The 14,223-nt window shown below is 64.9% G+C and carries 14 protein-coding genes; 1 reads left to right on the top strand and 13 read right to left on the bottom strand.

Features of this window, described 5'->3' with window-relative positions:
* Positions 1 to 2: 2 nt before the first annotated feature.
* The 13 genes from lpxA to rpsB all read right to left on the bottom strand — a co-directional run bounded on the left by lpxA (position 3) and on the right by rpsB (position 12,680).
* Entirely contained in the window at positions 3 to 791 is a 789-nt protein-coding gene (gene lpxA / locus ASD05_RS12995) for an acyl-ACP--UDP-N-acetylglucosamine O-acyltransferase (protein ID WP_056592665.1), read from the bottom strand.
* A gap of 26 nt (positions 792 to 817) precedes the next feature.
* A complete protein-coding gene (gene fabZ / locus ASD05_RS12990) occupies positions 818 to 1,276 on the bottom strand; it encodes a 3-hydroxyacyl-ACP dehydratase FabZ (RefSeq protein ID WP_007836981.1) in 459 nt (152 codons plus the stop codon).
* A gap of 23 nt (positions 1,277 to 1,299) precedes the next feature.
* On the bottom strand, positions 1,300 to 2,277 hold the full coding sequence (gene lpxD / locus ASD05_RS12985) for a UDP-3-O-(3-hydroxymyristoyl)glucosamine N-acyltransferase (RefSeq protein ID WP_056592662.1): 978 nt from the start codon (positions 2,275 to 2,277) through the stop codon (positions 1,300 to 1,302).
* Positions 2,278 to 2,291: 14 nt separating this feature from the next.
* Entirely contained in the window at positions 2,292 to 2,837 is a 546-nt protein-coding gene (locus ASD05_RS12980; RefSeq protein WP_056592658.1) for an OmpH family outer membrane protein, read from the bottom strand.
* Positions 2,838 to 5,309, bottom strand: coding sequence for an outer membrane protein assembly factor BamA (gene bamA, locus ASD05_RS12975; protein WP_056592655.1), 2,472 nt, complete (start codon positions 5,307 to 5,309; stop codon positions 2,838 to 2,840).
* Between the two features lie 38 nt (positions 5,310 to 5,347).
* A complete protein-coding gene (rseP, locus tag ASD05_RS12970) occupies positions 5,348 to 6,721 on the bottom strand; it encodes an RIP metalloprotease RseP (RefSeq protein ID WP_056592652.1) in 1,374 nt (457 codons plus the stop codon).
* 30 nt (positions 6,722 to 6,751) lie between these two features.
* Complete coding sequence (gene ispC, locus ASD05_RS12965) at positions 6,752 to 7,942, bottom strand: 1-deoxy-D-xylulose-5-phosphate reductoisomerase (RefSeq protein ID WP_056592648.1); 1,191 nt, start codon at positions 7,940 to 7,942, stop codon at positions 6,752 to 6,754.
* Entirely contained in the window at positions 7,939 to 8,784 is an 846-nt protein-coding gene (locus ASD05_RS12960) for a phosphatidate cytidylyltransferase (RefSeq protein ID WP_056592645.1), read from the bottom strand. The genes ispC and ASD05_RS12960 overlap by 4 nt, the downstream gene beginning before the upstream one ends.
* A 19-nt stretch (positions 8,785 to 8,803) precedes the next feature.
* The gene (uppS, locus tag ASD05_RS12955) at positions 8,804 to 9,523 is read right to left on the bottom strand and encodes a polyprenyl diphosphate synthase (protein WP_056518791.1); all 720 of its coding nucleotides are present in this window, start codon (positions 9,521 to 9,523) and stop codon (positions 8,804 to 8,806) included.
* Positions 9,524 to 9,531: 8 nt separating this feature from the next.
* Entirely contained in the window at positions 9,532 to 10,092 is a 561-nt protein-coding gene (frr, locus tag ASD05_RS12950; RefSeq protein ID WP_056592642.1) for a ribosome recycling factor, read from the bottom strand.
* Positions 10,093 to 10,103: 11 nt separating this feature from the next.
* On the bottom strand, positions 10,104 to 10,826 hold the full coding sequence (gene pyrH / locus ASD05_RS12945) for a UMP kinase (protein WP_007836993.1): 723 nt from the start codon (positions 10,824 to 10,826) through the stop codon (positions 10,104 to 10,106).
* A 96-nt stretch (positions 10,827 to 10,922) separates the two neighbouring features.
* Positions 10,923 to 11,846: a translation elongation factor Ts gene (gene tsf, locus ASD05_RS12940; RefSeq protein WP_007836995.1), complete on the bottom strand. Its 924-nt coding sequence runs from the start codon at positions 11,844 to 11,846 to the stop codon at positions 10,923 to 10,925.
* A gap of 81 nt (positions 11,847 to 11,927) precedes the next feature.
* The gene (gene rpsB, locus ASD05_RS12935; protein WP_007836997.1) at positions 11,928 to 12,680 is read right to left on the bottom strand and encodes a 30S ribosomal protein S2; all 753 of its coding nucleotides are present in this window, start codon (positions 12,678 to 12,680) and stop codon (positions 11,928 to 11,930) included.
* 208 nt (positions 12,681 to 12,888) lie between these two features.
* On the opposite strand from rpsB, the gene ASD05_RS12930 reads away from it, so the two are divergent.
* Complete coding sequence (locus ASD05_RS12930; RefSeq protein WP_056592640.1) at positions 12,889 to 14,211, top strand: amidase; 1,323 nt, start codon at positions 12,889 to 12,891, stop codon at positions 14,209 to 14,211.
* The last annotated feature ends 12 nt before the right edge of the window (positions 14,212 to 14,223 follow it).

Here is a 14,223-nt window from a genome sequence, read left to right as displayed (position 1 = left end):
CGTCAGCGCGCGATGCCGCGCGTCGAGTTGGCGAGGAAGGACTCCATCAGCGCGACGTCACCTGCAGCTTCCGGCATTTCCGTCGCGAGCGCGGCAATGGCCGTGCGCGCTTCCTCGAGCGTCTTGCCCTGGCGGTACAGCAGCCGGTGCATCTGTTTCACCGCCGCGAGCCGCTGGGCGGAGAAATCGCGCCGGCGCAGGCCGACGATGTTGAAGCCGCGCACTGCCAGCGGATTGCCGTCGACCAGCATGAAAGGCGGCACGTCCTGCGACACCGCGCTTGCGAAGCCGAGCATGGCATGCGCCCCCACCGAGACGAACTGGTGAATGCCGGTGAGCCCACCGACCGTCACCCAGTCCGCGAGGTGAACGTGGCCGGCCAGCGTGGTGTTGTTGGCCAGCGTGGTGTGGTTGTCGACCTGGCAGTCGTGCGCGATGTGCGTGTACGCCATGATCCAGTTGTCGTTGCCCACGCGCGTCACGCCGCCCGCCCCCGGTACGCCGAGATTGAACGTGCAGAACTCGCGAATGACGTTGCGGTCGCCGATGACGAGCTCGGTCGGCTCGCCCGCGTACTTCTTGTCCTGGGGAATGGCGCCGAGCGACGAGAACTGGAAGATCCGGTTGTCGCGCCCGATGGTCGTGCGCCCCTCGATCACGCAATGCGCGCCGATGGTAGTGCCCGCGCCCACCCGCACATGCGGACCGATCACGGTATAGGGACCGACCGACACCGAGGCGTCGAGTTCGGCCTGGGGGTCGACGAGTGCTGTCGAGTGAACCTGGGTCATGCGTTGTGGAAACGACTGCGGCCGGATCAGTTGATCTGGCGCATGGCGCACATCAGCGTCGCCTCGCAGGCGAGTTCGCTGCCCACCAGTGCCCGGCCCTTGAACTTGGAAATGCCGGCCTTCATGCGCTCGATCTCGACTTCGAGCGTCAACTGGTCGCCGGGTTCCACGGGCCGCTTGAAGCGCGCGCCGTCGATAGCGGCAAAGTAGTAGACGGTGTTGTCGTCCGGCACGATGTCGAGCGAATGGAACGACAGCAGAGCCGCGGCCTGGGCCATGGCTTCGAGCATCAGCACGCCCGGCATCACCGGACGGTGCGGGAAGTGGCCGTTGAAGAACGGCTCGTTCATCGTCACGTTCTTCAGCGCCGTGATGCGCTTGCCCTTTTCCATGTCCAGTACGCGGTCCACCAGCAGGAACGGGTAGCGGTGAGGCAGCAGCTTGAGGATTTGATGGATATCGAGCGCTATCGCTGGCTTTGTCATGATTTTCTGTTCCTGCATCGTCGTCATTTTTTCGAGGGAGCCTTCTCCAGCGCCTTCAGTCGTTCGCGCAGGCTGTGCAACTGCTTGAGCGTTGCCGCATTCTTTTCCCAGCTCGCATTGTCATCGATGGGAAACATGCCGGTGTATTGGCCGGCCTTGTGGATCGAACGGGTAACCACGGTTGCGGCGGACACGTGGACGCCGTCGGCCACCGTCAGATGGCCCAGCACGATGGCGCCACCACCGAAGGTGCAGTTGGCGCCGATGATGGCGCTGCCGGCCACGCCGACACAGCCCGCCATGGCGGTGTTCTTGCCAACGCGCACGTTGTGGCCGATCTGGATCAGGTTGTCGAGCTTCACGCCGTCGTCGATCACTGTGTCGTCGAGCGCGCCGCGATCGATGCAGGTGTTGGCGCCGATCTCGACGTCGTTGCCGATGCGCACCGCGCCCAACTGCTCGATCTTGATCCAGCGCCCCTCGTGCGGCGCCAGGCCGAAGCCGTCGGCACCGATGACCACGCCCGGGTGCAGCAGGCAGCGCTCGCCGATGGTGCAGTCTTCGCTGACCGTCACCCGGGACTTCAGCACAGTGCCCGCACCGATGCGCGCGCCCCGCTCCACCACGCACAGCGCGCCGATGCGCGCAGTGGCATCAACTTGGGCCTCTGCATGGATCACTGCGCTGGGATGGATGCGATCGGCTTCCGGACGCGCGTGGTGCGCCTTCCAGAGCTGTGTCAGGCGGGCAAAGTAGAAGTATGGATCCGGCGTGAGGATGAAAGCGCCACGCGCCGCAGCCGCCTCGCGCATGGCCGGCGACACGATCACGCAAGCGGCCTTCGAAGCCGCCAATTCCTGCTGGTATTTGGGATGGCTCAGAAAACTGAGCGCATCGGGCTGCGCATTCTGCAGCGGCGCCAGCCGCTCGATGGACAGCGCCGCATCGCCATGAAGTTCGCCCCCAAGGGCGTCAACGATGGCTCCGAGCTGCAGTGACACGCCGGCTCCCGGCGTTACTTGCCGGCCGCAGGCGCAGGAGAGCTGACCGACGCGTTCAGCGCCTTGATCACCTTGTCGGTGATGTCGTGCTTCGGATTGATGTAGATCGCCTCCTGAAGGATGGCGTCGTACTTCTCGGCCTCGGCCACCTGCTTCACCACGCGGTTGGCGCGCTCGTAGACCTGCTGGAGCTCTTCATTCTTGCGCGAGTTCAGGTCTTCCTGGAACTCGCGCCGCTTGCGCTGAAAGTCGCGATCCTGGTCGACCAGCCCGCGCTGGCGCGCTGCCCGCTGGCTTTCCGACAGGGTGGGCGCCTCGCGCTCGAACTTCTCCGAGGCCGCTTTCAGAGCGTCGCCCTGCGAAGTCAGATCCTTCTCGCGCTTCAGGAATTCGGCTTCGAGTTTTGCCTGGGCAGTCTTGGCCGGCTGCGCCTCGCGCAGCACGCGGTCCGGGTTCACGAAACCGATGCGAAAGGTTTCCTGCGCCTGGGCGGGCACCGCAGCGAACGCGAGAGCGGAAATCAACGACACGCCTGCCGCGGCGCGAATCAAATGCTTCATTTAGAAAGACGTTCCGATCTGGAATTGGAGGCGCTGAATTCTATCCTTCGGGATGTAGCCGGGCGTCAGCGGGACCCCTACTTCCTTCTGGGACTTGATGGGGAAGGCGTAGGCGAGACGCAGCGGGCCCAGCGGCGAGATCCAGCTGATGCCCAGGCCGACCGAAGCGCGCAGCTTCTTCTCGGCCTTCCATTGCTCGTCGGTCAGGCCGGCGGCACGCGAACCGAACACATTGCCGACGTCGAAGAAGCCGTACAGGCGCAGCGTGCGGTCGTTGCCGGCGCCCGGGAACGGCGTGCTCAGCTCCGCGTTGAAGATGGCCTTCTTGGTGCCGCCCAAAGCAGCACCTTCGCTCTGGCCCAACAGCGGCACATCGCGTGGACCCAGCGAGTTTTGCTCGAAACCGCGAATGGAGCCAAGACCACCCGCATAGAAGTTCTTGAAGATCGGATAGACCTTGCCGCCCAGCGCCTTGGCATAGCCGACTTCGCCGTTGATCGAGAAGGTGTATTGCTTGTTGATCGCGAAGAACTGCTGGTACTGGTAGTTCGTCTTGACGTACTTCATGTCGCCCGCCACCCCCAGTTCGAGGTTGGCACGCTGCAGCCGCCCGGTGGTCGGAATCAACGCGCTGTCGCGGTTGTCCCGGCCCCAGCCCACGCTCAGCGGCACGCCCCAGACGCTGTCCTGCGAGCAGCCCGTGACGAGCCAGCCAGCCGGTGTAGGCGGCAGCAGCGGGCCGTTGCTGACAGGGCTCGTGTTGAGATGGCACTGGAAGTAGTCGAGGTAGGAACGCGGCGTGGTCAAGCCCGCGAGTGCCGTCGTCTTGTTCGGATCGAACGCATACCGCTCCAGGCCGATGCCGAAGAAGACCGTATCGACCTCGCTGAACGGAACGCCAAAGCGGATCGAAGCGCCCTGGTTGACCAGCTTGTAGTCGCCGTCGATGGTCGTCGAATACGGCCGTGTCGTCGTGTGATACACGCTGATCGTGCGCGAGATGCCGTCAGGCGTGAAGTACGGATCGGTGGTCGTCAGCGACAACGTGCGGTTGTACTTGCTGGTGTTGACCTGCACGCCCAGGAAGTTGCCCGAGCCGAACACGTTTTCCTGCGAAATACCGAAGGTCAGTGCGACCTTCTCGGCGCTCGAGTAGCCGGCGCCGAGCTGCAGGCTGCCGGTGGGCTTTTCGGCCACGTTGACGGTCAGGTCCACTTGGTCGGGCGAGCCGGGCACTTCCTGCGTATCGACGTTCACCTCGGTGAAGAACCCCAGGCGGTCCACGCGGTCGCGCGAGAGCTTGATCTTGTCGCCGTCGTACCAGGAGGCCTCGTACTGGCGGAACTCACGGCGAATGACTTCGTCGCGGGTCTTGTTGTTGCCACCCACCGACACACGCCGCACGTACACGCGGCGCGAAGGTTCGGCCTGCAGCGTGAGCGCCACCCGGTTGTTGACACGATCGATCTCGGGGCGCGCCTGCACACGTGCGAACGCGTAGCCGAAGGTGCCGAAATAGTCGTTGAAGGCCTTGGTGGTTTCAGTGACCTGTTCGCCGTTGTAGGGCTCGCCCGGCTTGATGGTGATGAGCGACTTGAACTCCTCGTCGCGACCGAGATAGTTGCCATCGAGCTTGACGCTCGACACAACGAACTTCTCGCCTTCGGTGATGTTCACGGTCACCGTCAGGTCCTTGCGGTCCGGCGAAATGGCAACCTGGGTCGAGTCGATGCGGAACTCGAGGTAGCCGCGCGTGATGTAGTACGAGCGCAGGGTTTCGAGGTCGGCGTTGAGCTTGGCGCGCGAGTACTGGTTCGACTTGGTGTACCAGCTCATGAAGCCGCCGCTGTCCTGGTCGAACAAGCTCAGCAGCGTCGATTCGCTGAAGGCCTTGTTGCCCACCACGTGCACTTCGCGGATGCGGGCCGAATCGCCTTCGGTCACGGTGAAGGTCAGGTTGACGCGGTTGCGCTCGATGGGCGTGACGGTGGTCACGACCTGTGCGTTGTAGAGGCTCTTGCTCACGTACTGGCGCTTGAGCTCCTGCTCGGCACGGTCGGCCAGCGCCTTGTCGTAGGGGCGGCCGTCGGCCAGTCCGACTTCGCGCAGCGCCTTCTGCAAAGCCGCCTTGTCGAACTCCTTGGTACCGACGAAATCGACGTCTGCAATGGTCGGCCGCTCTTCGACGATCACCACCACCACGTTGCCGTTCACGTCGATGCGCACATCCTTGAACAACCCCAAGTCGAACAGCGCGCGAATGGCGGCTGAACCGCGCTCGTCGCTGTAGGTATCGCCCACGCGCAGCGGCAGCGATGCGAAGATCGTGCCGGCTTCGACGCGTTGCAGGCCTTCGACGCGAATGTCGCGCACCGTGAAAGGCTCGACGGCCCAAGCTGCCGTGGCGGCGAGCGCACTGGCGACCACCGCGGCAACGCTACGCAGGCGAAAGCGACTGAAGTTTTTGTTCATCTGTGAATTGAACCGGCACGGAAAGGGCCGGCTGAAAGTTAACCAAAGAGCCGCGTGACGTCGTTGAAGAGTGCGACCGACATCATGACCAGCAGCAGGGCCACACCCCCGCGCTGAAGCCGTTCCATCCAAGCGTCGGAGACGCTCTTGCCGGTCAGGCCCTCCCAAAGATAATACATCAGGTGTCCTCCATCGAGGACCGGCAGCGGCATGAGATTGAGGACCCCGAGGCTCACGCTGATGAGCGCCAGGAAGATCAGATACTGAGTGAAGCCGAGGCTTGCGGACTTGCCCGCGTAGTCGGCGATCGTGAGCGGACCACTCAGGTTCTTGAGCGAGACCTCGCCGATGACCATCTTGCCCATCATGCGCACGGTCAGCGCGGAGACCTCCCAGGTGCGCACCACGCCGCGCCAGACACCGTCGACCGGCCCCTGGCGCACCGTCACCATTTCGGGCGGCGCACCAACGTACGCGCCGATGCGGCCGACCTTGTTGCCACCCTCTTCCCGCACCTCGGGCTTCACTTCGATCGTAAGCAACCGGCCACCGCGCTCGACCTGCCAGACCTGCGTGCGCGGCTGGCCGCCGTCGACCGACGCCCGGATCGCTTCACGCAGCTGCTGCCCGTCGACGATGGCCGTGCCTCCGATGGCACGCACGAGGTCGCCGTTGCGAAGACCGGCACCCTCGGCGGCGCTACCCGCCATGACTTCACCGATCTCGGGCTTGGTCAGGGGTGCCAGCACGCCGATCTTGCGGAACATCTGAGGATCGGCGTCCTTGGCCTCCATGCGGCTCAGCGGCAGCACCAGTTGCCGCACCGGCCGGCCGCCTTCGCCCGCCACTTCGAGCGTCAGGTCGTGTCCGTCCAGCGCGCCGCGGGTCATGCGCCAGCGCAGGTCCTCGAAGGACTGCACCGGCGAAAGGTCGCCATCGAAGCCCGCCCGGGTGATCTGTTCGCCACCGCGCAGGCCCGCTGCCTCGGCCAGCGAAGCCGCCACCGGCCGCGCCAGCTTGGCGACCGGCTCTTGCACGCCGATCCAGTTGACCGCGGTGTAAAGCACGACGGCCAGCAGCAGATTGGCAATAGGCCCCGCTGCGACGATGGCCGCTCGCGAACGCAGAGGCTGAGTATTGAAGGCGCGATGACGCTCTTCGGGCGCTACCGGCCCTTCGCGCTCGTCGAGCATCTTGACGTAGCCGCCCAACGGAAAGGCGCCGATGACGAATTCGGTCTGCTGCCCCGGGTGCTGGCGCTTCGGCTGCCAGCGGAACAGCGCCTTGCCGAATCCGACGGAGAAGCGCTCGACCTTGACCCCACAGGCCACGGCCACGCGGTAGTGCCCGTATTCGTGCACCGCGATCAGGACACCGAGCGCGACCACGAAGGCTATGACTGTGAGCAGCATCGGGATCCTTGGTCTCTTGAGGGGGGTACGTCAGGCTGCGAAGCGCAGCGCAGCGGCATTGGCCGCCGCACGGGCGCTGGCATCGATCGCCAGCAGGTCGGCCAGCGATGCCGGCTTGGAGGGAGAGACTGCTTCCAAAGTTTCCATGTTGACCGCGTGAATGCAATCGAACCGAAGGCGGTGGCTCAGGAAAGCTTCCACCGCAACCTCGTTGGCGGCATTGAGCACCGCCGTCGTGCCCGGCGCGGCGCGCAGCGCGTGCCATGCCAGGCCCAGCCCTGGAAAGAGCGCTGCATCGGGCGCATCGAAGGTCAGCGAGGCCATCTGGCGGAAGTCGAGCCGCGCGGCGCCGCTCTCGATGCGTTCGGGCCAGGCCAGGCCCACCGCGATCGGCACCCGCATGTCGGGCGTACCGAGCTGTGCGATGACCGAGGCGTCGGTGAACTGCACCATCGAGTGCACCACGCTCTGCGGATGGATGACGACCTCGATCTGCTCGGGCGAGACGCCGAACAGGTGACGCGCCTCGATCACTTCGAGCGCCTTGTTCATCATGGTGGCCGAGTCGACCGAAATCTTGCGGCCCATGACCCAGTTCGGATGGGCACAGGCCTGCTCGGGCGTTACCGTGCCCAGGGTTTCCGGAGCACGCGTACGGAACGGGCCGCCCGAGGCGGTCAGGATGATCTTGTCGATGCGCCGTGCCCAGGTGGATGGGTCTTCGGGCAGCGACTGGAAGATGGCTGAATGCTCGCTGTCGATAGGCAGCAGCGTGGCGCCGCCCTCGCGTACGGTGCGCATGAAGAGCTCGCCGCCGACGACCAGCGCTTCCTTGTTGGCCAGCAGCAGGCGCTTGCCGGCGCGCGCGGCGGCCAGGCACGGCCCCAGGCCCGCGGCACCGACGATGGCGGCCATGACGGCATCCGTTTCGTCGTGGGACGCTATCGTTTCGAGAGCACCGTCACCCATCAGGACAACCGTCTTCAGGCTGTTCTGCTTCAGCTTTTCAGCCAGTATCGCGGCATGCGGCGCGCTGGCCATCACGGCGAACCGCGGCAAGAACTGGGCGCACTGCGCCAGCAACTCGTCGACCTTGGTGGCAGCCGAAAGCGCGAACACCTCAAAGCGCTCGGGGTGGCGCGAAATGACGTCGAGCGTGCTCACGCCGACCGAGCCGGTCGAGCCGAGCACCGTGACGCGTTGTCTTCTGGTTGAGTTCACAGGAAAGCCAGCATCATGGCAATAGGAAGCGCCGGCAAGAGGGCATCCACGCGGTCGAGAACACCACCGTGGCCGGGCAACAGCCGACTGCTGTCCTTGGCGCCGGCACTGCGCTTGATGAGAGATTCGACGAGGTCGCCCACGACGCTCATGGCCGAGAGGAACAACGCGGCGAGCAGCAAGAGCCACCAGCCACGCTCGTTGAGACGGGTGTAGAGGCTGGCCACGGCGGCGCCGGTGGCCTTGTCGGCCCAGACCCAGGCAAAGGCCAGCACCACCACGCCGATCATGCCGCCCCAGACACCTTCCCAGCTCTTGCCGGGACTGATCGCGGGCGCGAGCTTGTTGCGCGTGAACCTGAGGCCGAAGGCACGGCCGGCGAAATAGGCGAACACGTCGGCCACCCACACCAGCACCAGGATCGACAGCAGGAAGTTGATGCCGATCATGCGCGCCTGCACCGCGGCAAGCCACGCCACCCAGAGCGCAAGCAGGCCGCCGACCAGCCGCAGCCCACGCGGAATGCGGGGCCAACCCGGCACCGCCACGCGCAGCAGCGCCGCGCCGCCCAGCACCCAGGCCGCGCTGGCCAGGGTCCACATCAGGATCAACGGTTGTTCGAGCAGGCCCAGCCACCACGAAAGCCCGCAAAGCACCACGGTCTCGGCACCCAGGAACAGCGACACCTTCTGGCCGTAGCCGTTGAGACGCCCCCACTCCCACGCAGCCGCACCGATCAGCACGAGCATCACACAGGCGAATGGGATGTAGTTTCGATAGAACAGCGCCGGCAGCAGGATCGCGAGCAGCACGATCGCCGTGAGGATGCGTTGTTTGAGCATGCGTGAAGTTGTGAGGTCTTCAGGCCGCAGCCGTCGAAACCTGTGCCGAGGTCTGGCCGAAGCGGCGCTCGCGGCCCTGGAACGCGGCAATCGCCTCGTCCAGCGCGGCCTCGTCGAATTCGGGCCACAGCTTGTCGCTGAAGAAAAGCTCGGCGTAGGCACTCTGCCAGAGCAGGAAATTGGACAACCGCTGCTCGCCGCCCGTTCGGATGAACAGGTCGGGGTCGGGCACATGGGCCAGGGCCATGGCGCGGTCGAGGCTGACCTCGGTGATCGCTTCGCCCTGCGCCACCAACCTGGCGGCAGCCTGCGCGATGTCCCAGCGCCCGCCGTAGTTGAAGCAGACGTTGAGCACCATGCGCGTGTTGTGCGCCGTGGCAACCTCGGCGTCGACCAGGCCCTTCACCATCTTCGGTGACAGCCCGCCCCGCTCGCCGACGAAATGCAGCCGCACACCGTCGCTGCTGAGCTTGGGCACCTCGCGGGCGAGCGCCCCGACCATCAGCTCCATGAGCCCGGAGACTTCCTCGACGGGCCGGTTCCAGTTCTCGGACGAGAACGCAAACACCGTCAGCACGCCCACGCCGCGATCGGCGCAGGCCTTGACACAGCGCCGCAGCGCTTCGACGCCCTGCTTGTGCCCCGCAACGCGAGGCAGGAAACGTCGCGTCGCCCAACGACCGTTGCCGTCCATGACGATGGCAACGTGGTGGGGAATGCGCGGCGCTGACGAGGCCATGACAGGCCTCAAACGGCCATGATCTCCGCTTCCTTGGCCGCGACCAGGCGGTCGATTTCCGCGATGTGGCGGTCGGTGACCTTCTGGATCTCGGCTTCGGCACGCTTCTGGTCGTCTTCGGAGGCCAGCTTGTCCTTGACCAGCTTCTTGACCGACTCGTTCGCATCACGGCGCAGGTTGCGCGTGGCGATCTTGGCGGTTTCGCCTTCGTTGCGAACCAGCTTGGTCATTTCCTTGCGGCGCTCTTCGCTCATGGCGGGCAGCGGCACGCGGATCAGGTCGCCCATCGAGGCGGGGTTCAAGCCCAGGTCGCTTTCGCGAATGGCCTTCTCGATCTTGGCGCCCATGCCCTTTTCCCAGGGCTGGACGCTGATGGTGCGCGAGTCGAGCACCGACACGTTGGCCACCTGGCTCAGCGGCACCTGCGAGCCGTAGTACTCGACGTGGATCGAGTCGAGCAGCGCCGAATTTGCGCGGCCCGTGCGGATCTTGGTGAGGTTGTTCTGGAATGCGGCGAGCGACTGATTCATCTTCGCGTCGGTCGCATTGCGGATGTCTGCAATGGTCATCTCAAATACTCCTAGGCATGCACCAGCGTGCCCTCGTCCTCGCCCATCACGACGCGCTTGAGCGCACCGTTCTTGAGGATCGAGAACACCTTGATCGGCAGCTTCTGGTCGCGGCACAGCGCGAAAGCCGTGGCGTCCATGATGCCGAGATTTTTTGCGATCGCCTCGTCGAAAGTCAGCGTGGCGTAGCGCGTTGCATCGGGGTTGGTCTTGGGATCGGCGGTGTAGACGCCGTCGACCTTGGTCGCCTTGAGCACGAGCTCGGCACCGATCTCGGCGCCGCGCAGCGCGGCAGCCGTATCGGTGGTGAAGAACGGATTGCCCGTGCCGGCCGCGAACACCACGACCTTGCCCTCTTCGAGGTACTGCAGGGCCTTGGGGCGCACATAGGGCTCGACCACCTGCTCGATGGCAATGGCGGACATCACGCGGGCCACGAGACCCTGCTTGTCCATTGCGTCGGCCAGCGCCAGCGAGTTCATCACGGTGGCCAGCATGCCCATGTAGTCGGCCGTGGCGCGGTCCATGCCGACCGAGCCGCCCGCGACGCCGCGGAAGATGTTGCCGCCCCCGATCACGACCGCCACCTGGACGCCCATGTTCACAACCTCGGCCACTTCCTGCACCATGCGCACGATGGTGGCGCGGTTGATGCCGAAGGCGTCATCGCCCATCAATGCCTCTCCCGACAGCTTCAACAAGATTCGCTTGTGGGCTGGGCGGGCATCAGACATGGGCAATTTCCTTTGATTTGGCGGGGACGAGTGTAAAACGTAGCGATGAAAAAGCGACGGCACGCGTTGGCGCGCCGTCGCTGGAGCCCGAAAGGCTTAGGCAGCGGCCTTGGCTGCTGCGACCTGCGCGGCAACTTCCGCAGCGAAGTCGTCAACCTTCTTCTCAATGCCTTCGCCGACCACGTACAGGGTGAAGCCCTTGATCGAGGTGTCGGCGGCCTTGAGCATCTGCTCGACGGTCTGCTTGTCGTTCTTCACGAACGGCTGGTTGTGCAGCGAGACTTCCTTCAGGTACTTCTGCACGCCGCCTTCGATGCGTTTGGCAACGATGTCGTCGGGCTGCGGCTTCTTGCCTTCGGCCTCGGCCACCTTGCGGTCTTCGGCAGCCTTGCCGGCAGCCACGGCGCGCTCTTTTTCGATCAGTTCGACAGGCACGTCCGACGCCTGGATGGCGACCGGCTTCATGGCGGCAATGTGCATCGCCACGTCCTTGGCCGACGTGTCGTCGCCCTCGAACTCGACCATCACGCCGATGCGCGTGCCGTGCAGGTACGAAGCCAGCTTGCCGTTGCCGGCAAAGTGCTTGAAGCGGCGAAAGCTCATGTTCTCGCCGATCTTGCCGATCAGGCCCTTGCGCACGTCCTCGAGCGTCGGACCGAAGCCGTCCTGCTCGTAGGGCAGCGCGCCCAGCGCAGCGATGTCGGCCGGGTTGTTCTTGGCGACCAGCATCGCGGCAGCGTTGGCCATGGCCAGGAAGCTGTCGTTCTTGGTGACGAAGTCGGTTTCGCAGTTGATTTCGATCATGCCGCCGGCAGCGCCATCGACGAATGCCGTGACCACGCCTTCGGCAGTGATGCGGCCCGATGCCTTGCCAGCCTTGTTGCCGAGCTTGATGCGCAGCAGCTCTTCGGCCTTTTCCATGTTACCGTCGGCCTCGGTCAGGGCCTTCTTGCATTCCATCATCGGCGCGTCGGTCTTTGCGCGCAGTTCGCCGACCATGCTTGCGGTGATTGCAGCCATTGTTGTATCTCCGTAAATCCAAAAATCAGGTTAAAAAAAAGGGGCACCAAAGCCCCTTCTTCAGGCTCGCGAGCGCGCCAATCAGGCCGAAGCGCCCTCTTCGACTTCGACGAATTCGTCGCTGCCTTCGGCGATGGCCTTGACCACGTCACCGGTGGCGCTGTTGCGGCCTTCGATGATCGCATCGGCGATGCCGCGGGCGTACAGCGTGACAGCCTTCGACGAGTCGTCGTTGCCGGGGATCACGTAGTCAATGCCTTCGGGCGAGTGGTTGGAGTCCACCACACCGATCAGCGGAATGCCGAGCTTCTTGGCTTCGGCCACGGCGATCTTGTGGAAGCCCACGTCGATCACGAAGATGGCGTCGGGCAGCGCGGTCATGTCCTGGATGCCGCCGATGTCCTTTTCGAGCTTCTCGATTTCGCGCGAGAAGGTCAGTTGCTCCTTCTTGCTCAGCGAGTCGAGGCCGGCTTCCTGCTGGGCCTTCATGTCCTTCAGACGCTTGATCGATGTCTTGACGGTCTTGAAGTTGGTCAGCATGCCGCCCAGCCAGCGGGTGTCGACGAAAGGCACACCGGCGCGGCGAGCTTCGGCAGCCACGATTTCACGGGCCTGGCGCTTCGTGCCGACCATCAGGATCGTGCCGCGGTTGGCGGTGAGCTGCTTGGCGTACTTCATCGCGTCCTGGAACATCGGGAGCGACTTTTCCAGGTTGATGATGTGGATCTTGTTGCGATGGCCGAAGATGAACGGGGCCATCTTGGGGTTCCAGAAGCGGGTTTGGTGACCGAAATGGACACCTGCTTCCAGCATTTCGCGCATGGTGGTAGACATTGAAATTACTCCAAAGGTTGGGTCTAAAATCCAGCCCGTTTTGTGCTCTTTTGAACGGAGTCACAACACCTTGATTGGGCCGGTTTGCGGATGTGTCTGGCTGGATGCAACGAAAGCCGTCGCTTTGCCAGCGAAACCCAAAGAGTATAGCACGGCCGCCGCCCCTTCTCCCTCGAAACCGAGCCGCCTCACGGCATCCGCAGCGCCCATGAACGATCTTCACGCCACTCGTTTCACCCTTCTGACAGGTGGCTCCGATGCCCGCACCGAAATGGAGCACGCCATCGGCATTGCCCAATCCCCGGCCTGCGTGCACGTCTTCACCCGCACCATGTTCGACGAGGCCCGCCAGACCACCGCCGCGTCGCCCCCCGACAGCCGCCTTTCCGGACTGGCCTTCACCGCGAAGGACCTGTTCGATGTTGAAGGCCAGCCAACGCCCGCCGGCTCCGCGGTGCTGGCCCATGCGCCCGCGGCCAAGGCCGACGCCCTCGCCGTGGCACGGCTGCGCGCCGCGGGCGGCGTGCTGACCGGCCGCACCAACATGACGGAGTTCGCCTTCTCGGGCGTCGGCGTCAATCCGCACCACGGCACGCCGGCCAATGCGTGCGACGCCGCCACGCCCCGCATCCCGGGCGGCTCGTCGTCCGGCGCAGCGGTGTCGGTGGCCACCGGCGCTGCGTTCATCGGGCTGGGCTCCGACACCGGCGGCTCGATCCGCATCCCGGCGGCGCTGAACGGCATCGTCGGCTTCAAGAACACGGCCCGGCTGACGCCCGTGGAAGGCACACTGCCGCTTTCGACCACGCTGGACACGGTTTGCGCCATGACACGGTCGGTGCGTGACGCCATCACGGCGCACGAAATCCTCGCCGCGCGGCGCGTGACCGCCGGTAACGCCCCGCTGGCCGCCTACAGGCTGGCGGTGGTGAAAAACGTGTTCTTCGATGGTGCCGAACCCGCCGTGGCCGCCGCTTTCGAGCGCGCGCTGAAGGCATTGCGGGCCGCCGGCGCCCGCATCGTCGAGATCGAACTGCCCGAACTGGCCGAGTTGATCACCATCAACGCCACCGGCGGTTTCTCGGCAGCCGAGTCGTACGCCTGGCACCGCCTGCTGCTGGAGCGCAGCGGTGCAGGCTACGATCCGCGCGTGGTCCAGCGCATCTTGCGCGGTGCCACGATGAAGGCACACGAATACATCGACCTGATCCATGCCCGCCGCGACTGGATCGCCCGTGTCGAAACCGCGCTCGCCCCGTTCGACGCCGTCCTGTCGCCGACCGTGCCGATCACCGCGCCGTCCATCGCCAGCGTGGCGCCGGGCGCCGAGCGCGACGACGAATTCTTCCGCGTCAATGCACTGCTGCTGCGCAATCCATCGATCGTCAACATGCTCGACGGCTGCGCCATCTCGCTGCCCTGTCACGCCGACGGCGAACTGCCGGTCGGCCTGATGCTGTGGCACGCCGCGCTGCACGACGACGCTGTGCTCGCAGTTGCGCTCCAGGCCGAGCGCACGCTGCAAAAATAGCAGCCGACGCTG

This window comes from Variovorax sp. Root434 (assembly GCF_001426595.1).
Taxonomy (GTDB): domain Bacteria; phylum Pseudomonadota; class Gammaproteobacteria; order Burkholderiales; family Burkholderiaceae_C; genus Variovorax.
This window is presented reverse-complemented; position numbering and strand designations above follow the sequence as displayed.

Excerpts from the sequence above, each read along its gene's own strand:
- lpxA (WP_056592665.1), bottom strand. The coding sequence starts at position 791 with ATGACCCAGGTTCACTCGACAGCACTCGTCGACCCCCAGGCCGAACTC.
- fabZ (WP_007836981.1), bottom strand. The coding sequence starts at position 1,276 with ATGACAAAGCCAGCGATAGCGCTCGATATCCATCAAATCCTCAAGCTG.
- ASD05_RS12980 (WP_056592658.1), bottom strand. The coding sequence starts at position 2,837 with ATGAAGCATTTGATTCGCGCCGCGGCAGGCGTGTCGTTGATTTCCGCT.
- bamA (WP_056592655.1), bottom strand. The coding sequence starts at position 5,309 with ATGAACAAAAACTTCAGTCGCTTTCGCCTGCGTAGCGTTGCCGCGGTG.
- rseP (WP_056592652.1), bottom strand. The coding sequence starts at position 6,721 with ATGCTGCTCACAGTCATAGCCTTCGTGGTCGCGCTCGGTGTCCTGATC.
- ASD05_RS12960 (WP_056592645.1), bottom strand. The coding sequence starts at position 8,784 with ATGCTCAAACAACGCATCCTCACGGCGATCGTGCTGCTCGCGATCCTG.
- uppS (WP_056518791.1), bottom strand. The coding sequence starts at position 9,523 with ATGGCCTCGTCAGCGCCGCGCATTCCCCACCACGTTGCCATCGTCATG.
- frr (WP_056592642.1), bottom strand. The coding sequence starts at position 10,092 with ATGACCATTGCAGACATCCGCAATGCGACCGACGCGAAGATGAATCAG.
- pyrH (WP_007836993.1), bottom strand. The coding sequence starts at position 10,826 with ATGTCTGATGCCCGCCCAGCCCACAAGCGAATCTTGTTGAAGCTGTCG.
- tsf (WP_007836995.1), bottom strand. The coding sequence starts at position 11,846 with ATGGCTGCAATCACCGCAAGCATGGTCGGCGAACTGCGCGCAAAGACC.
- rpsB (WP_007836997.1), bottom strand. The coding sequence starts at position 12,680 with ATGTCTACCACCATGCGCGAAATGCTGGAAGCAGGTGTCCATTTCGGT.
- ASD05_RS12930 (WP_056592640.1), top strand. The coding sequence starts at position 12,889 with ATGAACGATCTTCACGCCACTCGTTTCACCCTTCTGACAGGTGGCTCC.